Origin of the sequence: Achromobacter sp. F4_2707 (genome assembly GCF_047501535.1) — a bacterium.
Lineage (GTDB): Bacteria > Pseudomonadota > Gammaproteobacteria > Burkholderiales > Burkholderiaceae_B > Yanghanlia.
The window spans coordinates 1-14,909 of record NZ_JAZDRJ010000002.1 but is presented as its reverse complement, the minus strand read 5'-3'; the positions used below and the strand labels follow the sequence as shown (position 1 = coordinate 14,909).

Annotated in this window: 15 protein-coding genes; 6 read left to right on the top strand and 9 right to left on the bottom strand. The window is 60.0% G+C overall.

Going from position 1 to position 14,909, the window contains the following annotated elements; all coding sequences use genetic code 11:
* Window positions 1–18: 18 nt before the first annotated feature.
* Window positions 19–540 carry a YqaA family protein gene (locus tag VRY85_RS02005; protein ID WP_414596935.1) on the bottom strand — a complete coding sequence of 174 codons (522 nt, stop codon included), beginning with the start codon at window positions 538–540 and terminating at the stop codon, window positions 19–21.
* A gap of 207 nt (window positions 541–747) precedes the next feature.
* On the opposite strand from VRY85_RS02005, the gene ilvA reads away from it, so the two are divergent.
* Window positions 748–2,295: a threonine ammonia-lyase, biosynthetic gene (ilvA, locus tag VRY85_RS02000; RefSeq protein WP_414596934.1), complete on the top strand. Its 1,548-nt coding sequence runs from the start codon at window positions 748–750 to the stop codon at window positions 2,293–2,295.
* Window positions 2,296–2,337: 42 nt separating this feature from the next.
* Here the strand turns inward: ilvA and VRY85_RS01995 are convergent, their stop codons facing one another.
* From VRY85_RS01995 to phoB, 4 genes are all read right to left on the bottom strand, one after another.
* Entirely contained in the window at window positions 2,338–3,348 is a 1,011-nt protein-coding gene (locus VRY85_RS01995) for a biotin-dependent carboxyltransferase family protein (RefSeq protein WP_414596933.1), read from the bottom strand.
* A complete protein-coding gene (gene pxpB / locus VRY85_RS01990; protein ID WP_414596932.1) occupies window positions 3,345–4,061 on the bottom strand; it encodes a 5-oxoprolinase subunit PxpB in 717 nt (238 codons plus the stop codon). The genes VRY85_RS01995 and pxpB overlap by 4 nt, the downstream gene beginning before the upstream one ends.
* 109 nt (window positions 4,062–4,170) lie before the next feature.
* Window positions 4,171–5,478, bottom strand: coding sequence for a phosphate regulon sensor histidine kinase PhoR (phoR, locus tag VRY85_RS01985; RefSeq protein WP_414596931.1), 1,308 nt, complete (start codon window positions 5,476–5,478; stop codon window positions 4,171–4,173).
* Window positions 5,479–5,507: 29 nt separating this feature from the next.
* A complete protein-coding gene (gene phoB / locus VRY85_RS01980; protein WP_414596930.1) occupies window positions 5,508–6,203 on the bottom strand; it encodes a phosphate regulon transcriptional regulator PhoB in 696 nt (231 codons plus the stop codon).
* Between the two features lie 194 nt (window positions 6,204–6,397).
* Between phoB and ubiE the strand changes: the two genes are divergently transcribed.
* The 5 genes from ubiE to VRY85_RS01955 all read left to right on the top strand — a co-directional run bounded on the left by ubiE (window position 6,398) and on the right by VRY85_RS01955 (window position 11,123).
* The gene (gene ubiE / locus VRY85_RS01975; protein WP_414596929.1) at window positions 6,398–7,162 is read left to right on the top strand and encodes a bifunctional demethylmenaquinone methyltransferase/2-methoxy-6-polyprenyl-1,4-benzoquinol methylase UbiE; all 765 of its coding nucleotides are present in this window, start codon (window positions 6,398–6,400) and stop codon (window positions 7,160–7,162) included.
* Window positions 7,163–7,288: 126 nt separating this feature from the next.
* Window positions 7,289–8,278: a Tim44 domain-containing protein gene (locus VRY85_RS01970; RefSeq protein ID WP_414596928.1), complete on the top strand. Its 990-nt coding sequence runs from the start codon at window positions 7,289–7,291 to the stop codon at window positions 8,276–8,278.
* A 157-nt stretch (window positions 8,279–8,435) separates the two neighbouring features.
* Window positions 8,436–9,059, top strand: coding sequence for an SCP2 domain-containing protein (locus tag VRY85_RS01965; protein WP_414596927.1), 624 nt, complete (start codon window positions 8,436–8,438; stop codon window positions 9,057–9,059).
* Window positions 9,060–9,061: 2 nt separating this feature from the next.
* A complete protein-coding gene (gene ubiB, locus VRY85_RS01960; protein ID WP_414596926.1) occupies window positions 9,062–10,615 on the top strand; it encodes a ubiquinone biosynthesis regulatory protein kinase UbiB in 1,554 nt (517 codons plus the stop codon).
* 22 nt (window positions 10,616–10,637) lie between these two features.
* The gene (locus VRY85_RS01955) at window positions 10,638–11,123 is read left to right on the top strand and encodes an adenylyltransferase/cytidyltransferase family protein (protein WP_414596925.1); all 486 of its coding nucleotides are present in this window, start codon (window positions 10,638–10,640) and stop codon (window positions 11,121–11,123) included.
* Here VRY85_RS01955 and VRY85_RS01950 read toward each other — a convergent pair.
* The 4 genes from VRY85_RS01950 to VRY85_RS01935 form a co-directional block, all read right to left on the bottom strand.
* Window positions 11,089–12,438, bottom strand: coding sequence for a TolC family outer membrane protein (locus VRY85_RS01950; protein WP_414596924.1), 1,350 nt, complete (start codon window positions 12,436–12,438; stop codon window positions 11,089–11,091). The two genes, VRY85_RS01955 and VRY85_RS01950, sit on opposite strands and share 35 nt — an antisense overlap.
* Entirely contained in the window at window positions 12,439–13,119 is a 681-nt protein-coding gene (locus VRY85_RS01945; protein ID WP_414596923.1) for a protein-L-isoaspartate O-methyltransferase family protein, read from the bottom strand. It abuts the gene before it with no gap.
* 65 nt (window positions 13,120–13,184) lie between these two features.
* Window positions 13,185–14,012, bottom strand: coding sequence for a bifunctional hydroxymethylpyrimidine kinase/phosphomethylpyrimidine kinase (gene thiD / locus VRY85_RS01940; protein ID WP_414596922.1), 828 nt, complete (start codon window positions 14,010–14,012; stop codon window positions 13,185–13,187).
* A 10-nt stretch (window positions 14,013–14,022) separates the two neighbouring features.
* Window positions 14,023–14,826, bottom strand: coding sequence for a thiazole synthase (locus VRY85_RS01935; protein WP_414596921.1), 804 nt, complete (start codon window positions 14,824–14,826; stop codon window positions 14,023–14,025).
* Window positions 14,827–14,909 lie beyond the last annotated feature (83 nt).

The following is a 14,909-nucleotide window of genomic DNA, read 5'->3' as shown; positions in this document are numbered from 1 at the left end:
TCGAATGGGGCTGCGGCTTCAGATTTTCCCGGGGAAAAACCACAGCAAAGCGCTGGTCATCGTCACATAGCGCAAGAATTTGCCGATAGCCATATAAATTATGCTGGGCAATAACGGCAGTTTCAGCCAGCCCGCCACCGAGCACAGAGGGTCGCCAACGATCGGCAGCCATGAAAACAGCAGGGCGGACGGCCCCAGGCGATGCAGCCACCAGCTCACGTAGTCGTGCCAGCGGCCGGTGGTTTGCGTGCGTGGCTGGTAAGGATGCTTTTCGCGGTAACGATCCACCGCCTTCACAGCGCCATAACCCATGCCATAGCTGATGGTGCCGCCTATCGTGTTGCCCAGCGTGGCGACGAGCACCGCAGGCCAGAACATGCCTTCGGCAATCTGCAGATAGCCGAACACAGCCGGCTCGGAACCCAACGGCAGCAAGGTCGCTGAGATCAGTGCTACGGTAAAAATAGCGCTTAGCCCCACACTAGGTAAGGCCAGGGTGTCCAGCAACCATTGAATTGAAGAATATAGCCAGGCTTCCATAGCAACCACATCAGAACAGGCCGAGAATGTCCTGCTCGGTTAATACTTACATCTAACGCTAATGCCGTGCCTGACCACGCGCTTAAGCGCAAGCCCCATCCATTTCAGAGCGGGGTCAAACAGAGCGCTAGTATAAATGGGGTCTGACCCCGATTTTTGCTGAAATGGGGTCAGACCCCAATTTAGCCAAGTTTGGTGGTATTCTTTTTGGCTTGTCTTCGCCGTTCGAGCGCGCGTTCTCTTCTCATGTCTACTGATTATCTAAAACGCATCCTGACAGCCAGGGTGTATGACGTTGCTGTTGAATCTGATCTTGACCCGGCGCCTCAGGTGTCGGCGCGCATTGGCAACACGGTGTTGCTTAAGCGGGAAGACACTCAGCCGGTATTTAGTTTCAAGTTGCGTGGCGCGTACAACAAGATGGCGGCGCTGACGCCTGCTGAACGCAAGCGCGGCGTGATTGCCGCTTCGGCGGGCAATCATGCGCAAGGAGTGGCGTTGAGCGCCAGCCGCATGGGCTGTCGCGCCGTGATTGTGATGCCGGAAACCACGCCTCAGGTGAAAGTCGACGCTGTGCGCACGCTGGGTGGTGAGGTTGTGCTGGCGGGCGATAGCTATAACGACGCCTTCGACCACGCTATGGAGTTGCAGAAGAAGGAGAAGCTCACGTTTGTGCACCCCTTCGACGACCCCGACGTGATTGCCGGCCAAGGCACGATAGCCATGGAGATCCTGCGTCAGCACCCCGACCCCATCGAGGCGATTTTCGTGCCCGTAGGGGGCGGCGGTTTGATTTCCGGCGTAGCCGCCTATGTGAAGCAGCTACGCCCCGAAATCAAGGTGATCGGTGTTCAGAGCGTGGATTCTTGTGCCATGGCGCGCAGTGTCAAGGCCGGTCGCCGCCTGCGGTTGAACGATGTCGGCTTGTTTGCCGACGGCACGGCGGTGAAACACGTTGGCGCAGAAACCTTCCGCCTGACGAAGAAGTACGTGGATGACTTCGTGCTGGTGGATACCGACGCCATCTGTGCGGCCATCAAAGATGTTTTCCAAGACACGCGCAGCGTGGTTGAGCCGTCCGGTGCGCTTTCGTTGGCCGGCGCCAAGCGGTATGCAGCCCAGCATAAGCTCAAGGGCAAAACCTTGGTGGCCGTGACCAGTGGCGCCAATATGAACTTCGACCGCCTGCGCCTGGTGGCGGAGCGTGCCGACGTGGGCGAAGCGCGCGAAGCCGTGTTCGCGCTGACCATACCCGAGCAGCGCGGCAGCTTTATGCGTTTGTGCGAAGCGGTGGGGCGGCGTAACGTTACCGAATTCAACTACCGCATTTCCGATTCGGAAAAAGCCCATGTGTTCGTGGGGCTGCAAATACGTTCCGAACCGGAAATCGAGAAGCTCGAAGCGGGCTTTCGCCGTAAGGGCTTCGAAACGCTGGACCTCACCGGCAATGAAATGGCTAAAACCCATTTGCGCTACATGGTGGGTGGGAAGTCGCCTTTGGCCGAGAACGAGATGCTGTTCCGTTTCGAGTTCCCAGAGCGCCCTGGCGCACTTACCACCTTCCTGAGCGCCATGAGCCCGGAATGGAATATCAGCCTGTTCCACTATCGCAACCAAGGTGATGATTACGGGCGCGTACTGGTCGGCCTGCAAGTGCCGCCTTCCGATAAAAAAGCGCTCAAGGCGTTTTTAGAAGGGCTGGGCTACCCGTACTGGAACGAAACGGACAACCCGGCTTACCCCCTCTTTCTTTAAGCCTTTGAGGGTGTGAAGTGCGGTGGCCGGCTCAGCGCTTCCTTATGGGGCAGGGTTGGCAACGCATCGCGCTATAAGTTCGCGCAGGCCGGCCAGCGATGTGCGCAGCCGCCCTAAAGCCTGCTCGCGCAGGTTGTCCAACTGCTGAGCCTGAGCCAGGCTGATTTCCTCGAATCGCACCGCTTCGCCTGGCATGCATTGGGCCAGTTGCGGCAGATCTACCGTAGCCACGTGGCCGATTTTCGGATACCCGCCAATGGATTGCCGGTCGGCCATCAACACGATGGGCAGGCCGTCGGCAGGTACTTGTATGCTGCCAAAGGTCGCCCCTTCGGAAAGCAGCTGGCGGTTTTCGCGTACCGGCAAGGCCTGCCCCTGAAGGCGAAAACCCATGCGGTCGGATTCGTTGGTGATGACATAAGGGCTGTTAAACAACGCGTGCACGGCTTCTTGTGTGAACAGTTCCGTATGTGGGCCGCGCATAACGCGTAAATGCGTGCGCGGGTTGTTCGCCAGGGTAGAGGGCAGGTAGATGGACATTCTGTCCAGGCTTTCCTCCAGCGTCTCAAGGGTGTTGGCCCGCAACGATAAATTGAGAGGCAGGACATCTTCTTTGCGCAAAGTCCGCCCCTGGAAGCCGCCCAGCGCACCGCGCAAGTAGGTGCTCTGACTACCCAGCAGGGAAGGCAGCGCGATGCCCCCATGCCAGGCCAGATAGCAGCGCACCCCGTTGCGGCGTTCGCCGAAAGACAAGATATCGCCGGCATGCATGATGAGCGGCCTGCCCAAGGGGACGGTCAGGCCGTTGACCGTAGGGCTGAGGTCGGCGCCAGTAAGGGCGATGCACGTCGGTGCGTCAAAGCGTAATGTCGGCCCCATCAGGGTGATTTCCAGCGTGGCGTGGTCGTGCTCGTTGCCAGCGATAAGATTGGCCAGTTGATGGGCGCGCAAATCCATGGCGCCGCCTACGGGCACACCCAGGTGCTGGTGGCCGTGGCGGCCACAGTCCTGAAAAGTGCTGGCTAGGCCGGGACGGATGACGGTAATACTCATTGCCGGGGCCAATCCTTGAATGCATCAGCGGAAATAGGGCGGAACTGCACAGAGTCGCCGGGGGAAATCAGGGTGGCGGGCTCACGCAACGGGTCGAACAGGGCCAGCGGCGTGCGACCGATAATGTGCCAGCCTCCGGGTAGGTCGTTGGGGTAGATGACAGTCTGCCGGTTGGCGATGGCGACAGAGCCCGCCGGAATGGAGGTGCGCGGCGTGGGGCGGCGGGGCAGAGCGAAAAGCTCATCGTGCACCCCCATGAAAGGGGCGCCCGGGGCGAAACCCAGCATGAATACATAAGCAGGTTCCCGGCCATGTAAAGCGATGACGTCTTCTTCGCTCAGGCCCGTGCGTTGGGCGACATCCGGTAGATCAGGGCCGTATTCCCCACCATAGCAGACGGGCAACTCTATGACCTGGCCCCCCGTGCTGCCGGTGTCCAGATCGGCGTCGTGCAGCACGCGTTCGATTTCGGCCTGCAGGTTGCGCACGCTGGTATTAACGGAAAAGCGCCCCGGCAGGTAATGAACGGCCACGGTGTTGAATGTGGGAACGATATCGCTGACGCCGCGTATTGCGGCTCTGCGTAAGGCGGCTGCCGCAGCGCCACAGCGGTGGCCGATTGTGATGTCGATGCCGGTGCCAAAACGAATCACCAGGCAGCGATCGCCATGCGCAACGATATCCCAGTCGGTGTCTTCAGAATATTCAGCCATGCCCCTGTTTCCGGTGCTACGTGAGGGTTGAAGGTCAGGCTGTATTCTTATACAGATGGTCCGCGCCGTCGAGACAGCGGAAACCCGCAGGCACGAAAGCGGCGGGGGGTCAGGCCTGTTCGGTGGTGTTGATGATGCGTTTGGGCGGGAACACCAGAGAGAAGGTGCTGCCTGACCCGTAGCGGCTTTGAATACGCAGCTCGGCATCGTGGCGCATTGCGACATGCTTGGTGATGGCCAGCCCCAGGCCGGTGCCGCCGGTGGCTCGTGAGCGGCCTCGGTCTGCCCGATAGAAGCGTTCCGTCAGGCGCGGGAGGTCTTGTGCAGCAATGCCAATGCCGGTGTCTTGCACGGAATACACGGCGCTGCCGTCTTTATCACGATACCAACTCACGGTAATGGTGCCGTCTTTAGGGGTGTAGCGCACAGCGTTGGTAATCAGGTTGGAAATCGCTGACGCCAGTTCGGTATCTACGCCTTCAATTTGCAAGGTCTCGTCGCAGTGCTCCACGAAAACGTGTTGCCCACGCGATAGTACACGACCTTGCTGCAAAGCTTTTTGTACCAGAGCGCTAATATCAACAGGCTCTGCATCGGCCAGAGGAGAGGATTCCAGGGTGGACAGCGTTAGCAGGTCGGAAACAATGGCTTCCATGCGTGCCGCCTGTTCCTGCATCAGCCCTACATAACGCAGGCGCTGTTCGGAAGACAGGGAATCCGGCGGCATGTCTTGCAGGGTTTCCAGAAAGCCGGTCAGCACCGTGAGGGGGGTGCGTAATTCGTGGGAAACGTTGGCGACGAAATCCTTGCGCGTGGTTTCCAGCCTTTCAATCTGGGTGATGTCGCGGGTCACCATCAAAAAGCGATCCCGCCCGTAGTCCACCAGTTGCAGGAGCAGGGTCTTGGGCTGGCCGTCGCTGCTTTGCGTGTGCAGTTGTAAGGCTTCGTTCCAGCGCCCCTGGCGGGCGTAGGCGGCGAATTCGGGGGCACGCAGGATATTGAATATGCTGTGACCAATATCGGTTTTGGAGCGCAGGCCCAGGTGTTGGCGTGCACTGCGGTTGCACCAGGTCAGATTCATATCGCCGTCCAGCGTCACCGCACCGTCAGGTAATGCTTCAGCCGCTTCCAGCATGCGCTTCATGTCGTTTTCCTGGCTTTCGATCACCCTGCGGTCGTTGCGCAGCTTGCGGTAGATGAGCGAAAGAATGTCATCCCACGGGCCGACTGAAGCGGGCGGCGCGCGTTCGATATCCTGCGCCCAGCGCGTGATTTGTGACACCTGCCTGCCGCTGACCAATACCATCAGCAATAAACCGAAGACGAGCGTGCCCCAGCCGATATGCGGGCCGAACCACGAGCCCAAGGCATAGCCTGCGAGGGCCCATAAAAATACTGTAAACAACGTTTTCGTCATACGGTCTGCGGAACGATGGCCGCCTAAAATCAGCGTAGAGGTTGGACAGCGAAACGATAACCCGCACCGCGCACGGTTTCTATATGCGCATCGTGTCCGGTGGGCTCAAGAGCTTTGCGCAATCGGCGGATGTGCACGTCTACGGTTCGTTCTTCGACGAAAACGTGGTCGCCCCAAACTTGATCAAGCAACTGCGCGCGCGAAAACACGCGTTCAGTATGTGTCATGAAGAAGTGCAGCAGCCGGAATTCGGTCGGGCCGACAGACAGCGCTTTCTGGTTGCCTGCTACGCGGTGAGTGCTGGGGTCGAGGCTCAAGGTGCCGATTTCGACAATGTCATCGGTCAGCTGCGGTGCGCGGCGGCGCAGCACGGCCTTTATGCGGGCGATCAGCTCTTTGGGCGAAAACGGCTTGGTGATGTAGTCGTCGGCGCCCGCTTCCAGGCCTTCTACCTTGTCGTGCTCGGCGCCTTTGGCCGTGAGCATGATGAGCGGTACCTGACGGGTGCGCTCATCGCTGCGCAGGCTGCGTGCCAGAGTGATGCCGGAAGCGCCCGGCAGCATCCAGTCCAACAGAATAAGGTCGGGCAGTTCGGCGCGAATCAGAGTTTGGGCTTGTTCAGCGTCAAAAGCGCGCAGCACCTTATGGCCGGCAAAGGAAAGGTTGACGGAAATCAGTTCCTGGATGGCTGGCTCGTCTTCAACAACGAGTATGGTGGTGCTCATATCTATATAGTCTGAATAAGGTCAGGGAGTGCATGCCGTCGCAGCGTTCTTACCGGAAAGCTTTGAGTCGTGTTGCGCTGGCATTTTGTTTTAGCGCTCCCTGCATACTATGGCGGCAATATTACAGGTTTGTGAATTGTTGAACGCATTTTGTGGCTCACGGCCACGAATGGATGATGTACGATACGAAAATCATGAAAGAAACGCCTTCTTCCCCCTCCGACACCGACGCCACCACTCATTTCGGCTACAGCAGCGTGCGCGAAAGCGAAAAGGCTGCCAAGGTGGCCGAAGTTTTCCATTCCGTGGCAAGCCGCTACGACATCATGAACGACCTGATGTCGGGCGTGTTGCATCGCGCCTGGAAGGCCTTCACCATTGCCCGGGCCGATGTCCGCCCCGGCATGAAAGTGCTCGATATCGCGGGCGGCACGGGCGACCTCGCACGCGCTTTTGCGCGGCGTGCAGGGGCCGGCGGCGAAGTCTGGCTGACAGACATCAACGAATCCATGCTGCGGGTTGGCCGCGACCGCCTCACTGACGACGGCCTGCTGCTGCCGACTGCCGTTTGCGACGCCGAAAAACTGCCGTTTCCCGATGGTTATTTCGACCGGGTCAGCGTGGCGTTCGGCTTGCGCAACATGACCCACAAAGACCGTGCGCTCGCCGAGATGCGTCGGGTGCTCAAGCCCGGCGGCAAGCTCTTGGTGCTGGAGTTTTCCAAGGTGGCCAAGCCTTTGGCGCCTTTGTACGACTGGTACTCCTTTAATGTGTTGCCCTGGCTCGGCTCCCGCGTGGCCGGCGACGCTGAAAGCTACCGCTACCTGGCCGAATCCATACGGGTTCATCCTGGCCAGCAGGAACTGGCCGGCATGCTTGAAGCGGCGGGCCTGTCTCGGGTGAAGTACTTCAACTTGAGCGCAGGTATTGTCGCCTTGCACGAGGGCGTCAATCTATAAGAAGTAGCACACTGCGTGGTCACCCAGCATTGTGTCATCGTTCAGCTTCTTGTAAGATTCAGTTCTTAATCCCTGATTTTCATTTCTGCGCACGGTTTGGTCGTGCGCCCACAGGAGACATTCATAATGTCGCAACGTCGTATTTCGCGATTCTTCGCCATGGCGATCCTGGCGGTTTCGGCTGTCAGCATGCTGGCCATGCCGTTCGATGCTGAAGCCCGCCGCGCCGGCGGTGGCAAGAGCTTTGGCATGCAGTCCCGCAACGTCACTACTCAGCGTGCGCCTGCCACACCGCCTGCAGCCACCACCAACCCCACTCGCAGCGCCACAGCGCCGGCTTCCAGTGCAGCCGCTGGTGCGGCAACCGCAGGCGCCGCGCGTAGCGGCATGTCCCGCTTTCTGGGCCCCATCGCAGGTATTGCGGCAGGTCTGGGCATCGCCGCTTTGCTGTCGCACTTAGGCCTGGGCGGTGCTTTACTTGAATTTCTGTCCAGCGCCATTCTTATTGGTCTAGTGGTGTTTGCCGTTATGTATCTCGTGCGCCGTCTGCGTGGCGGTGCGCGCCAGCCGGCCATGGCGCAGGCAGGCAACAACAATAGCTATCGTAACGCCGACACGGGTGGCAGCTTTCAGCGTCAGCAGCCCTCCGCGCCCGTAGCTCCGGCTGCCCCGGCGGCAGCGCCTGTGGCTGCGGCTCCGGCGGTACCTGCCGCGCCGGTCGATAAAAGCTGGTTTGTGCCAGAAGATTTCGACACTCCGGCTTTTCTGGCCAACGCCAAGCAGCAGTTCATCAAGATCCAAGGCATCTGGGATCGCGGCGACCTCGACGAACTGCGCGACTACATGACTGACGACCTCATCGCCGAGATCAAGCCCGAACTCATGGGCCGTGGCGAAGATAACCACACTGAAGTCGTATTGCTGAACGCCGAGCTGTTGGGCATTGAGCAAGTGTCCGACGGCCATCTGGCCAGTGTGCGTTATTCCGGCATGCTGCGCGAAAACCGTGAGGGCGAAGCGTTCCGATTCGAGGAAGTCTGGAATCTCTACAAGGGCGAGAACGCAGGCTGGCTGTTGGCCGGTATTCAGCAGATTCCTGTGGAATACGCCAGCTAAGCGGTTTTGGCCGGTCGCAAGCCGGGTCTCGCAAGCATGGCTGCGGCCATCCGGCTTTCTGAAGGCACCCTGGTGGTGCCTTCTTCAATTCCCGTTAAACTCTAGGCTTGTTCAGCGCTCCATTGGGGAGCCTGATGCCTCTCTGAGTGCTTGTTCCATGCTGCCCTTGCCTTCGGTGTTTTCTCCCAATGTGATGACCGCTTTCTTACTGAACGCGTTGTTACGCCGCGAGCCGTGGGCGGCGGACAAGTTAAGCCGCCATGCAGGGAAATCCTTGCGTTTTAACGTGGGTCGCCTTCAGGTGATTTACAGCATCGAAGCGACAGGCATGTTGCGGGCCAGTCATCCGGCTGTTGTGCCTGATGTGTCGCTGTCTATCGCCACCGAGCATTTGGTCGATCTGCCGGGCATTTTGCGCGGGGGCGATCTCGACGCCATCACGGAGAAGCTCCACGTGCAGGGCGACGCGGCGCTTGCGACCCTGGTGTCAGAACTCGCTCGCGATTTGCGGTGGGATATCGAAGAAGACCTGGCCAGCCGCTTTGGCGACCTGATCGGGCCGGGGCTGGTGCAAGGCGGGCGGACGGCCGTTGGGTTTGCTGATTCTGCGGCAAGGCGGCTTGCTGCTAACGCAGCGGAATTCTTGGGCGAGGAAGGGCAGGTGCTGGCAACGCGGCATGGTGTATCCGCTTTCAACGCCGATTGCGCCGCCTTGCAGCGCAGGCTGGATGCGCTTGAGCAGCGGGTCGCCAACGCCGAGCGTGCGGCAGCGGAGAGCTGACCATGTTTCCCGTGTTCCGCCTTTTCTACATTATTCTCGTTTGCCTGCGCTACAGGCTCGACGAACTCGTGGTCTCGGGCATCCGTCACCCGCTGGCCTACAGCCTGCTTAAGATTCTACGGTTTGGGCGCCCGCCTAAGATGGAGCGCGGCGTGCGCTTGCGTCGCGCACTTGAAACCCTGGGGCCGATTTTTGTTAAGTTCGGGCAGGTGCTTTCCACCCGTCGCGACCTCATCCCTCTGGATGTCGCCATTGAACTGGCGCTGCTACAAGACCGCGTGCCGCCGTTTCCATCCGCGCAGGCTGCGGCAATCATAGAAACGGCCCTTGGTGCGTCGCCTCACACATTGTTTCGCCATTTCGAGGTTGACCCCATCGCCTCGGCTTCCATCGCACAAGTGCACTACGCCGTGTTGCACGATGGCCGTGAAGTCGCCGTAAAAGTGCTGCGTCCCGGCATGCGCGAGGTGCTGGAAAAAGATCTCACCCTCATGCGTGTTGTGGCGCGACTGGTGGAAAAGTTGTCTCCCGACGCCCGGCGCCTGAAGCCGCGCCAGGTGGTGGCGGAATTTGATACCTACCTGAACGACGAACTCGATCTCATACGCGAAGCGGCCAACTGCAGCCAGCTGCGCCGTAACTTCAGCCCGGAAAATGGTCGTGTCGGCCTGCTCATGGTGCCGGAAGTTATCTGGGAGTTCTGCGCTACCAATGTCTTTACCATGGAATGGATGCGTGGTATTCCCGTCAGTCATATCGACCGGCTGACGGAAGCGGGCGTCGATATCAAAGCGCTGGCCCGCACCGGGGTGGAGATTTTTTTCACCCAGGTGTTTACCGACGGTTTCTTCCATGCCGACATGCACCCGGGCAATATTTATGTTTCTGACGAGCCCGCCACGCTGGGGCGTTACATCGCGCTAGACTTCGGCATTGTGGGCACGTTGTCAGAATTCGACAAAAACTATCTGGCCCAGAACTTCCTGGCGTTCTTCCAGCGTGATTACCGGCGCGTGGCGCAGCTGCATATCGAATCGGGCTGGGCGCCTGCCACCACTCGCGAAGAGGAGCTTGAAGGGGCTGTACGCGCGGTATGCGAGCCTTACTTCGACCGGCCTTTGTCGGAAATCTCTCTGGGGCAGGTGTTGCTGCGGCTGTTCCAGACCTCTCGGCGCTTCAATGTGGAAATTCAGCCGCAACTGGTGTTGTTGCAAAAGACGCTGTTGAATGTGGAAGGCATGGGGCGTGAGCTGGATCCGGGCCTGGATCTCTGGAAAACCGCCAAACCCTATCTTGAGCGCTGGATGCACGAGCGCATTGGCTTGTCGGGCCTGAAGACTCAGCTAGAAAAAGAAGCCAGCCAATGGGCGCAATTGCTGCCGCAGCTGCCCCGGCTGGTTCATGCCAGGCTGGCCACCCCAGATTCCGGCCCGGCTATCCGGCATGAACTGCAACAGCTGCACGAGGCGCAGCGGCGCAATAACCGCCTGCTGAGTGCGCTGATCGCTGTGATGGCGGTGGGCGTGGGCGTCGCGGTCTGGGCCATTCTTCGCTGATATTCCACTCTATTCATCGCCTATGTCCGCCCGCTTCGAATCCAAAATCATAGATCCCGCCACCTTGCGTCAACGTTTGCAAGAAGGCCAGATTCCGCGCCCGCTGGTGTTCACCAACGGCGTGTTCGACATTCTGCACCGTGGCCACGCCACGTATCTGGATGCCGCCGCTCAACTTGGCGCTACGCTGGTTGTGGCGCTGAATACCGACGCTTCGGTGCGGAGGCTGGGTAAGGGCGACGATCGCCCGCTCAACAACCATGCCGACCGCCTGGCCATGATGGCGGCATTAGGGTGTGTGGATGTCGTGACTTGGTTTGATGAAGATACCCCCCAGGCGCTGATAGAAGCCCTGCAGCCCGAACTCATTGTGAAGGGGGGCGATTACGACATGGAAACTCTGCCAGAAACGGCGGCTGTGCGCAGTTGGGGGGGTGACGCCGTGGCAATCCCGTTTGAGTTTGAGCGCTCGACTACTGCGCTTCTGAAGAAGATTCGGGCGGAGTAAGCAGTTCGTTGATGGCGGCGAGGTCGGCGTCTTGCAAAATACCGGCAGCGGCCTTGAGGCGCAGGCCGTCCATCAGCGTGTCGTAACGGGCGCGAGCCAGTGCGCGCTGAGTCACATACAGCTGTTGTTCGGCATTCAAAACATCGATATTGATGCGCACGCCGACTTCATAGCCCGTGCGGTTGGCTTGCAGAGCCGCCTGGCTGGAACGCTCTGCCGCTTCCAGAGCGGCGACTTGAGATAACCCGGAGACCACGCCATTGAAATAGCGCTGGGCGGCTTGCACGGCTTCACGACGGGTGTTTTCCAGTAGCGCACGGGACTGCTGCAGCCGGGATGTCTGTTCGCGCACACGTGAAGAAATGCTTCCGCCTGTGAATAGGGGAATGGACAGCTGCACACCCACCGTACTGTCGAGTGAGCGGGGGCCTGAGCGGTAGCCATTCATGCCGTAGTCGGAAGCGCTGCCGGTGCGGGCAACAAATTCGACTGTGGGGGCGTGCTGGCCCCGGGCGATATCCAGTTCTTTCTGCGCAATACGCGTTTGGAGATCCGCGTTCGCTACGCTCAAGCCCGCATGGGAGGCCTGGGTAGCCCAGTCGTCCAGGCGGTTAGGCTCAGGAGCAGGCAGCGCGGCATCGCGCGCCAGTACCGCCAGTTCGCCTGGGCGCTCGGCAATGATGCGTGCTAGTGCGTCTTCAGCCAGTTGCAGTTCATTACGCAGGTTGATTTCACTGGCGCTGACCAAGTCTAGCCGTGCTTGGGCTTCATGCGCGTCGGTTATGGTGGTGGCGCCCAGTTCAAAGCTTTGCTGGGCCGCTCTGAGCTGAGTTTCGATGGCCGCTTTCTCGCTCAGCAAGGCTCGCAGGCTGTCTTGGGCGGCCAGCACATCGAAATACGCTTGTGCCGTGCGCAGCAGAAGATCCTGATAAGCCATGCGGTAGGCGATGTCGGCCTGGCTGGCGAAGAAATCGGCCTGCTGCAGTGTGTTCCACGCGGGCAGGTCGAATAGTGGCTGTACAAGAGCCAGTGACCATGCAGCGCGCCGCTGGCTTTCACTACCCGAAAGATTGCGGGTGCGGCGGCTGTTGTCGAGCTGTGCGCCTGCATCGGCGGTTACGTGGGGCAGTAACTGCGCACGCGCCTGAGGTACGCGTTCTTGTTCGGCGGTTCTGGCGAACCCGCTGGCGGCGTAGATGGGGTCGCGCTCAAGCGCGAGTTGCCAGACCTCCATGAGGTCGCGGCCCTGTGCAGAAGACTGGCCCGCAAACAGGGCCAGCACCAATGGCAGTGCGTGCCAACTACGCCAACGCATTCAGAATTTGAATTGAGAGACGGACACGCCGCGCAGCGGCTTGATCAGGGTGTCGAACAGGGCCGTGCTTTCAAAGCTGGCGGCGCTGCTGCGAGTGATGCGGTAGGCGGTCATGACGGGCGCTTGACCGACTACAACGACTAAGCGGCCGCCCACGCGCAACTGGTACTTGAGTGCATCGGGTACGGTGGGAACGGAGCCGGTGACCAGAATGGCGTCGTATTCGGTGGTGCCCCAGCCTTCATGCGCGTCGCCGGTTTCCACCGTGACGTTGTGCACCTGGTTGCGCTTAAGGTTCTCGGCGCCAAAAGCGGCCAGGCGGCTGTCGACTTCTACCGTGGTGACCTGTTGGGCCAGGCGGGCGAGCAGGGCGGCTTGGTAGCCGGAGCCTGTGCCGATTTCCAGTACGCAATCTGTGGGTTTAAGTTGCAGTTCCTGAGCCAAGCGAGCTTCCAGCTTGGGGTGCAACATGGTTTCCCGGGTGTCTTCCGAATTGATGATGAGCGGCAGCTCGATATCGGAGAAAGCCAGACCCTGCATGGGGGCGGGAACATAGCGTTCGCGAGGGACATCGAAAAGCGCCTGCAGAACGTTTTCGTCGCTGACATCCCATGGGCGGATTTGTTGTTCCACCATGTTGAAGCGAGCAAGTTCGAGTTCGGAAAGGGCTGTGGCGTTCATGATCTTTTCTGGATGATGTTTCTGACAAGTGCGTGCGGCAGGCCGCAGCATGTGCAATCTGCCTACTATAGCCTATTTGTGCCGCCCCATAGCGCATGGAAATGGTGAACCGGCCCATGGCCGGAACCCACCTCAAGTTCGCCGGAACGGGCGATGGCTTCAACTAGGTAGGCCTTGGCGCGTTGTGCCGCTTCGGGAACATCGGCGCACTGGGGCAGCAGGGCAGCCAGGGCGGCAGACAAGGTGCAGCCCGTGCCGTGTGTGTTGCGTGTGTGAATGCGTGTGCCCGGCAGTTCCAGCATCTGGTCGCCGTCGTGCAGCACGTCGATGGTGTCGTTGCCCGGCAAGTGGCCGCCTTTCAGGAAGACCCAGCGCTGGCCATCGTCGGCCAGCAGGCGGCGCAGGCGTTCAGCGGCGCGGCGCATTTCCTTGAGGTTTTCCGCCGGGCGGCTGTCCAGCAATACTCCGGCCTCGGGTAAGTTGGGGGTAATCATGGTGGATTGCGGCACCAGGCTTTCGCGCAATTCATCCACGGCGCTGCGCTCCAGCAAGGCATCGCCGCTTTTGGCGATCATGACCGGGTCCAGCACGATATGTTTGGGCTTCCAATGTTCCAGGCGGTCTGCGACGGCGCGGGTAACTGCTTGCTGGCCGAGCATGCCGATTTTTACGGCGTCAATGCGTACGTCGGCAAATAGCGTGTCGATCTGTGCGGCGACGAAATCCGCAGGCACGGCTGAGATGCCGGTCACGCCCTGGGTGTTCTGTGCCGTGAGCGCGGCGACTACGGCAGTGCCATAGGCGCCCAGTGCGCTCATGGCTTTGATATCGGCCAGAATACCGGCCCCGCCGGAGGGGTCTACCCCGGCAATGGTAAGGGTGTTGGGGATCATGGCTTGATTGTTATGTGTTCAGGGGAGTCAGCAACCCTTCTTCCGGGGAGCTGGGGTCTGCACTGTAGAACTTGCGCGGAATGCGGCCTGCACGCCAGGCTTCACGGCCGGCTTGTACGGCTTTCTTCATGGCCGATGCCATGAGGATGGGGTTGCGCGCGCCGGCGATGGCGGTGTTCATTAATACCCCGTCGCAACCGAGTTCCATGGCGATGGCGGCATCGGAGGCGGTGCCCACGCCGGCGTCAACCAGCACGGGCACGCTGGATTGGTCAATGATGAGACGCAGGTTCCAGGGGTTGAGAATGCCCATGCCGGAGCCAATGAGTGAGGCCAGGGGCATGATGGCAATGCAGCCGATATCTTCCAGCATGCGGCACTGGATGGGGTCGTCGGTGCAATACACCATGACTTTGAAACCGTCGGCCACCAGTGTGCGTGCGGCCTCCAGGGTGGCGGGCATGTTGGGGAACAGGTTGTCTTTGTCGCCCAGGACTTCCAGTTTGACGAGGTTGTGGCCATCCAGCAGTTCGCGTGCGAGACGCAATGTGCGGACGGCTTCTTGTGCGGTGTAGCAGCCGGCGGTATTGGGCAGGATGGTGTAGCGGTCGGGGGGGATGACGTCGAGCAGATTCGGTTCGTCTGGGTTTTGGCCGATGTTGCTGCGGCGAATGGCGACGGTGACGATTTCGGCCTCGCTGGCTTCCAGCGCCAAGCGGGTTTCTTCGAAATCCTTGTATTTGCCGGTGCCTACCAGTAGGCGGGATTTGTATTCGCGGCCAGCGAGGGTGAAGGTGTCTGCTTGTTGCGTCATGGTGTTGAGTGCCGGTGCTGCTTCTTGGGTGAATCGGGGAATGAGGGTCTATTTTATGCCGGGGATGGGGGTGTGTGGGGGTG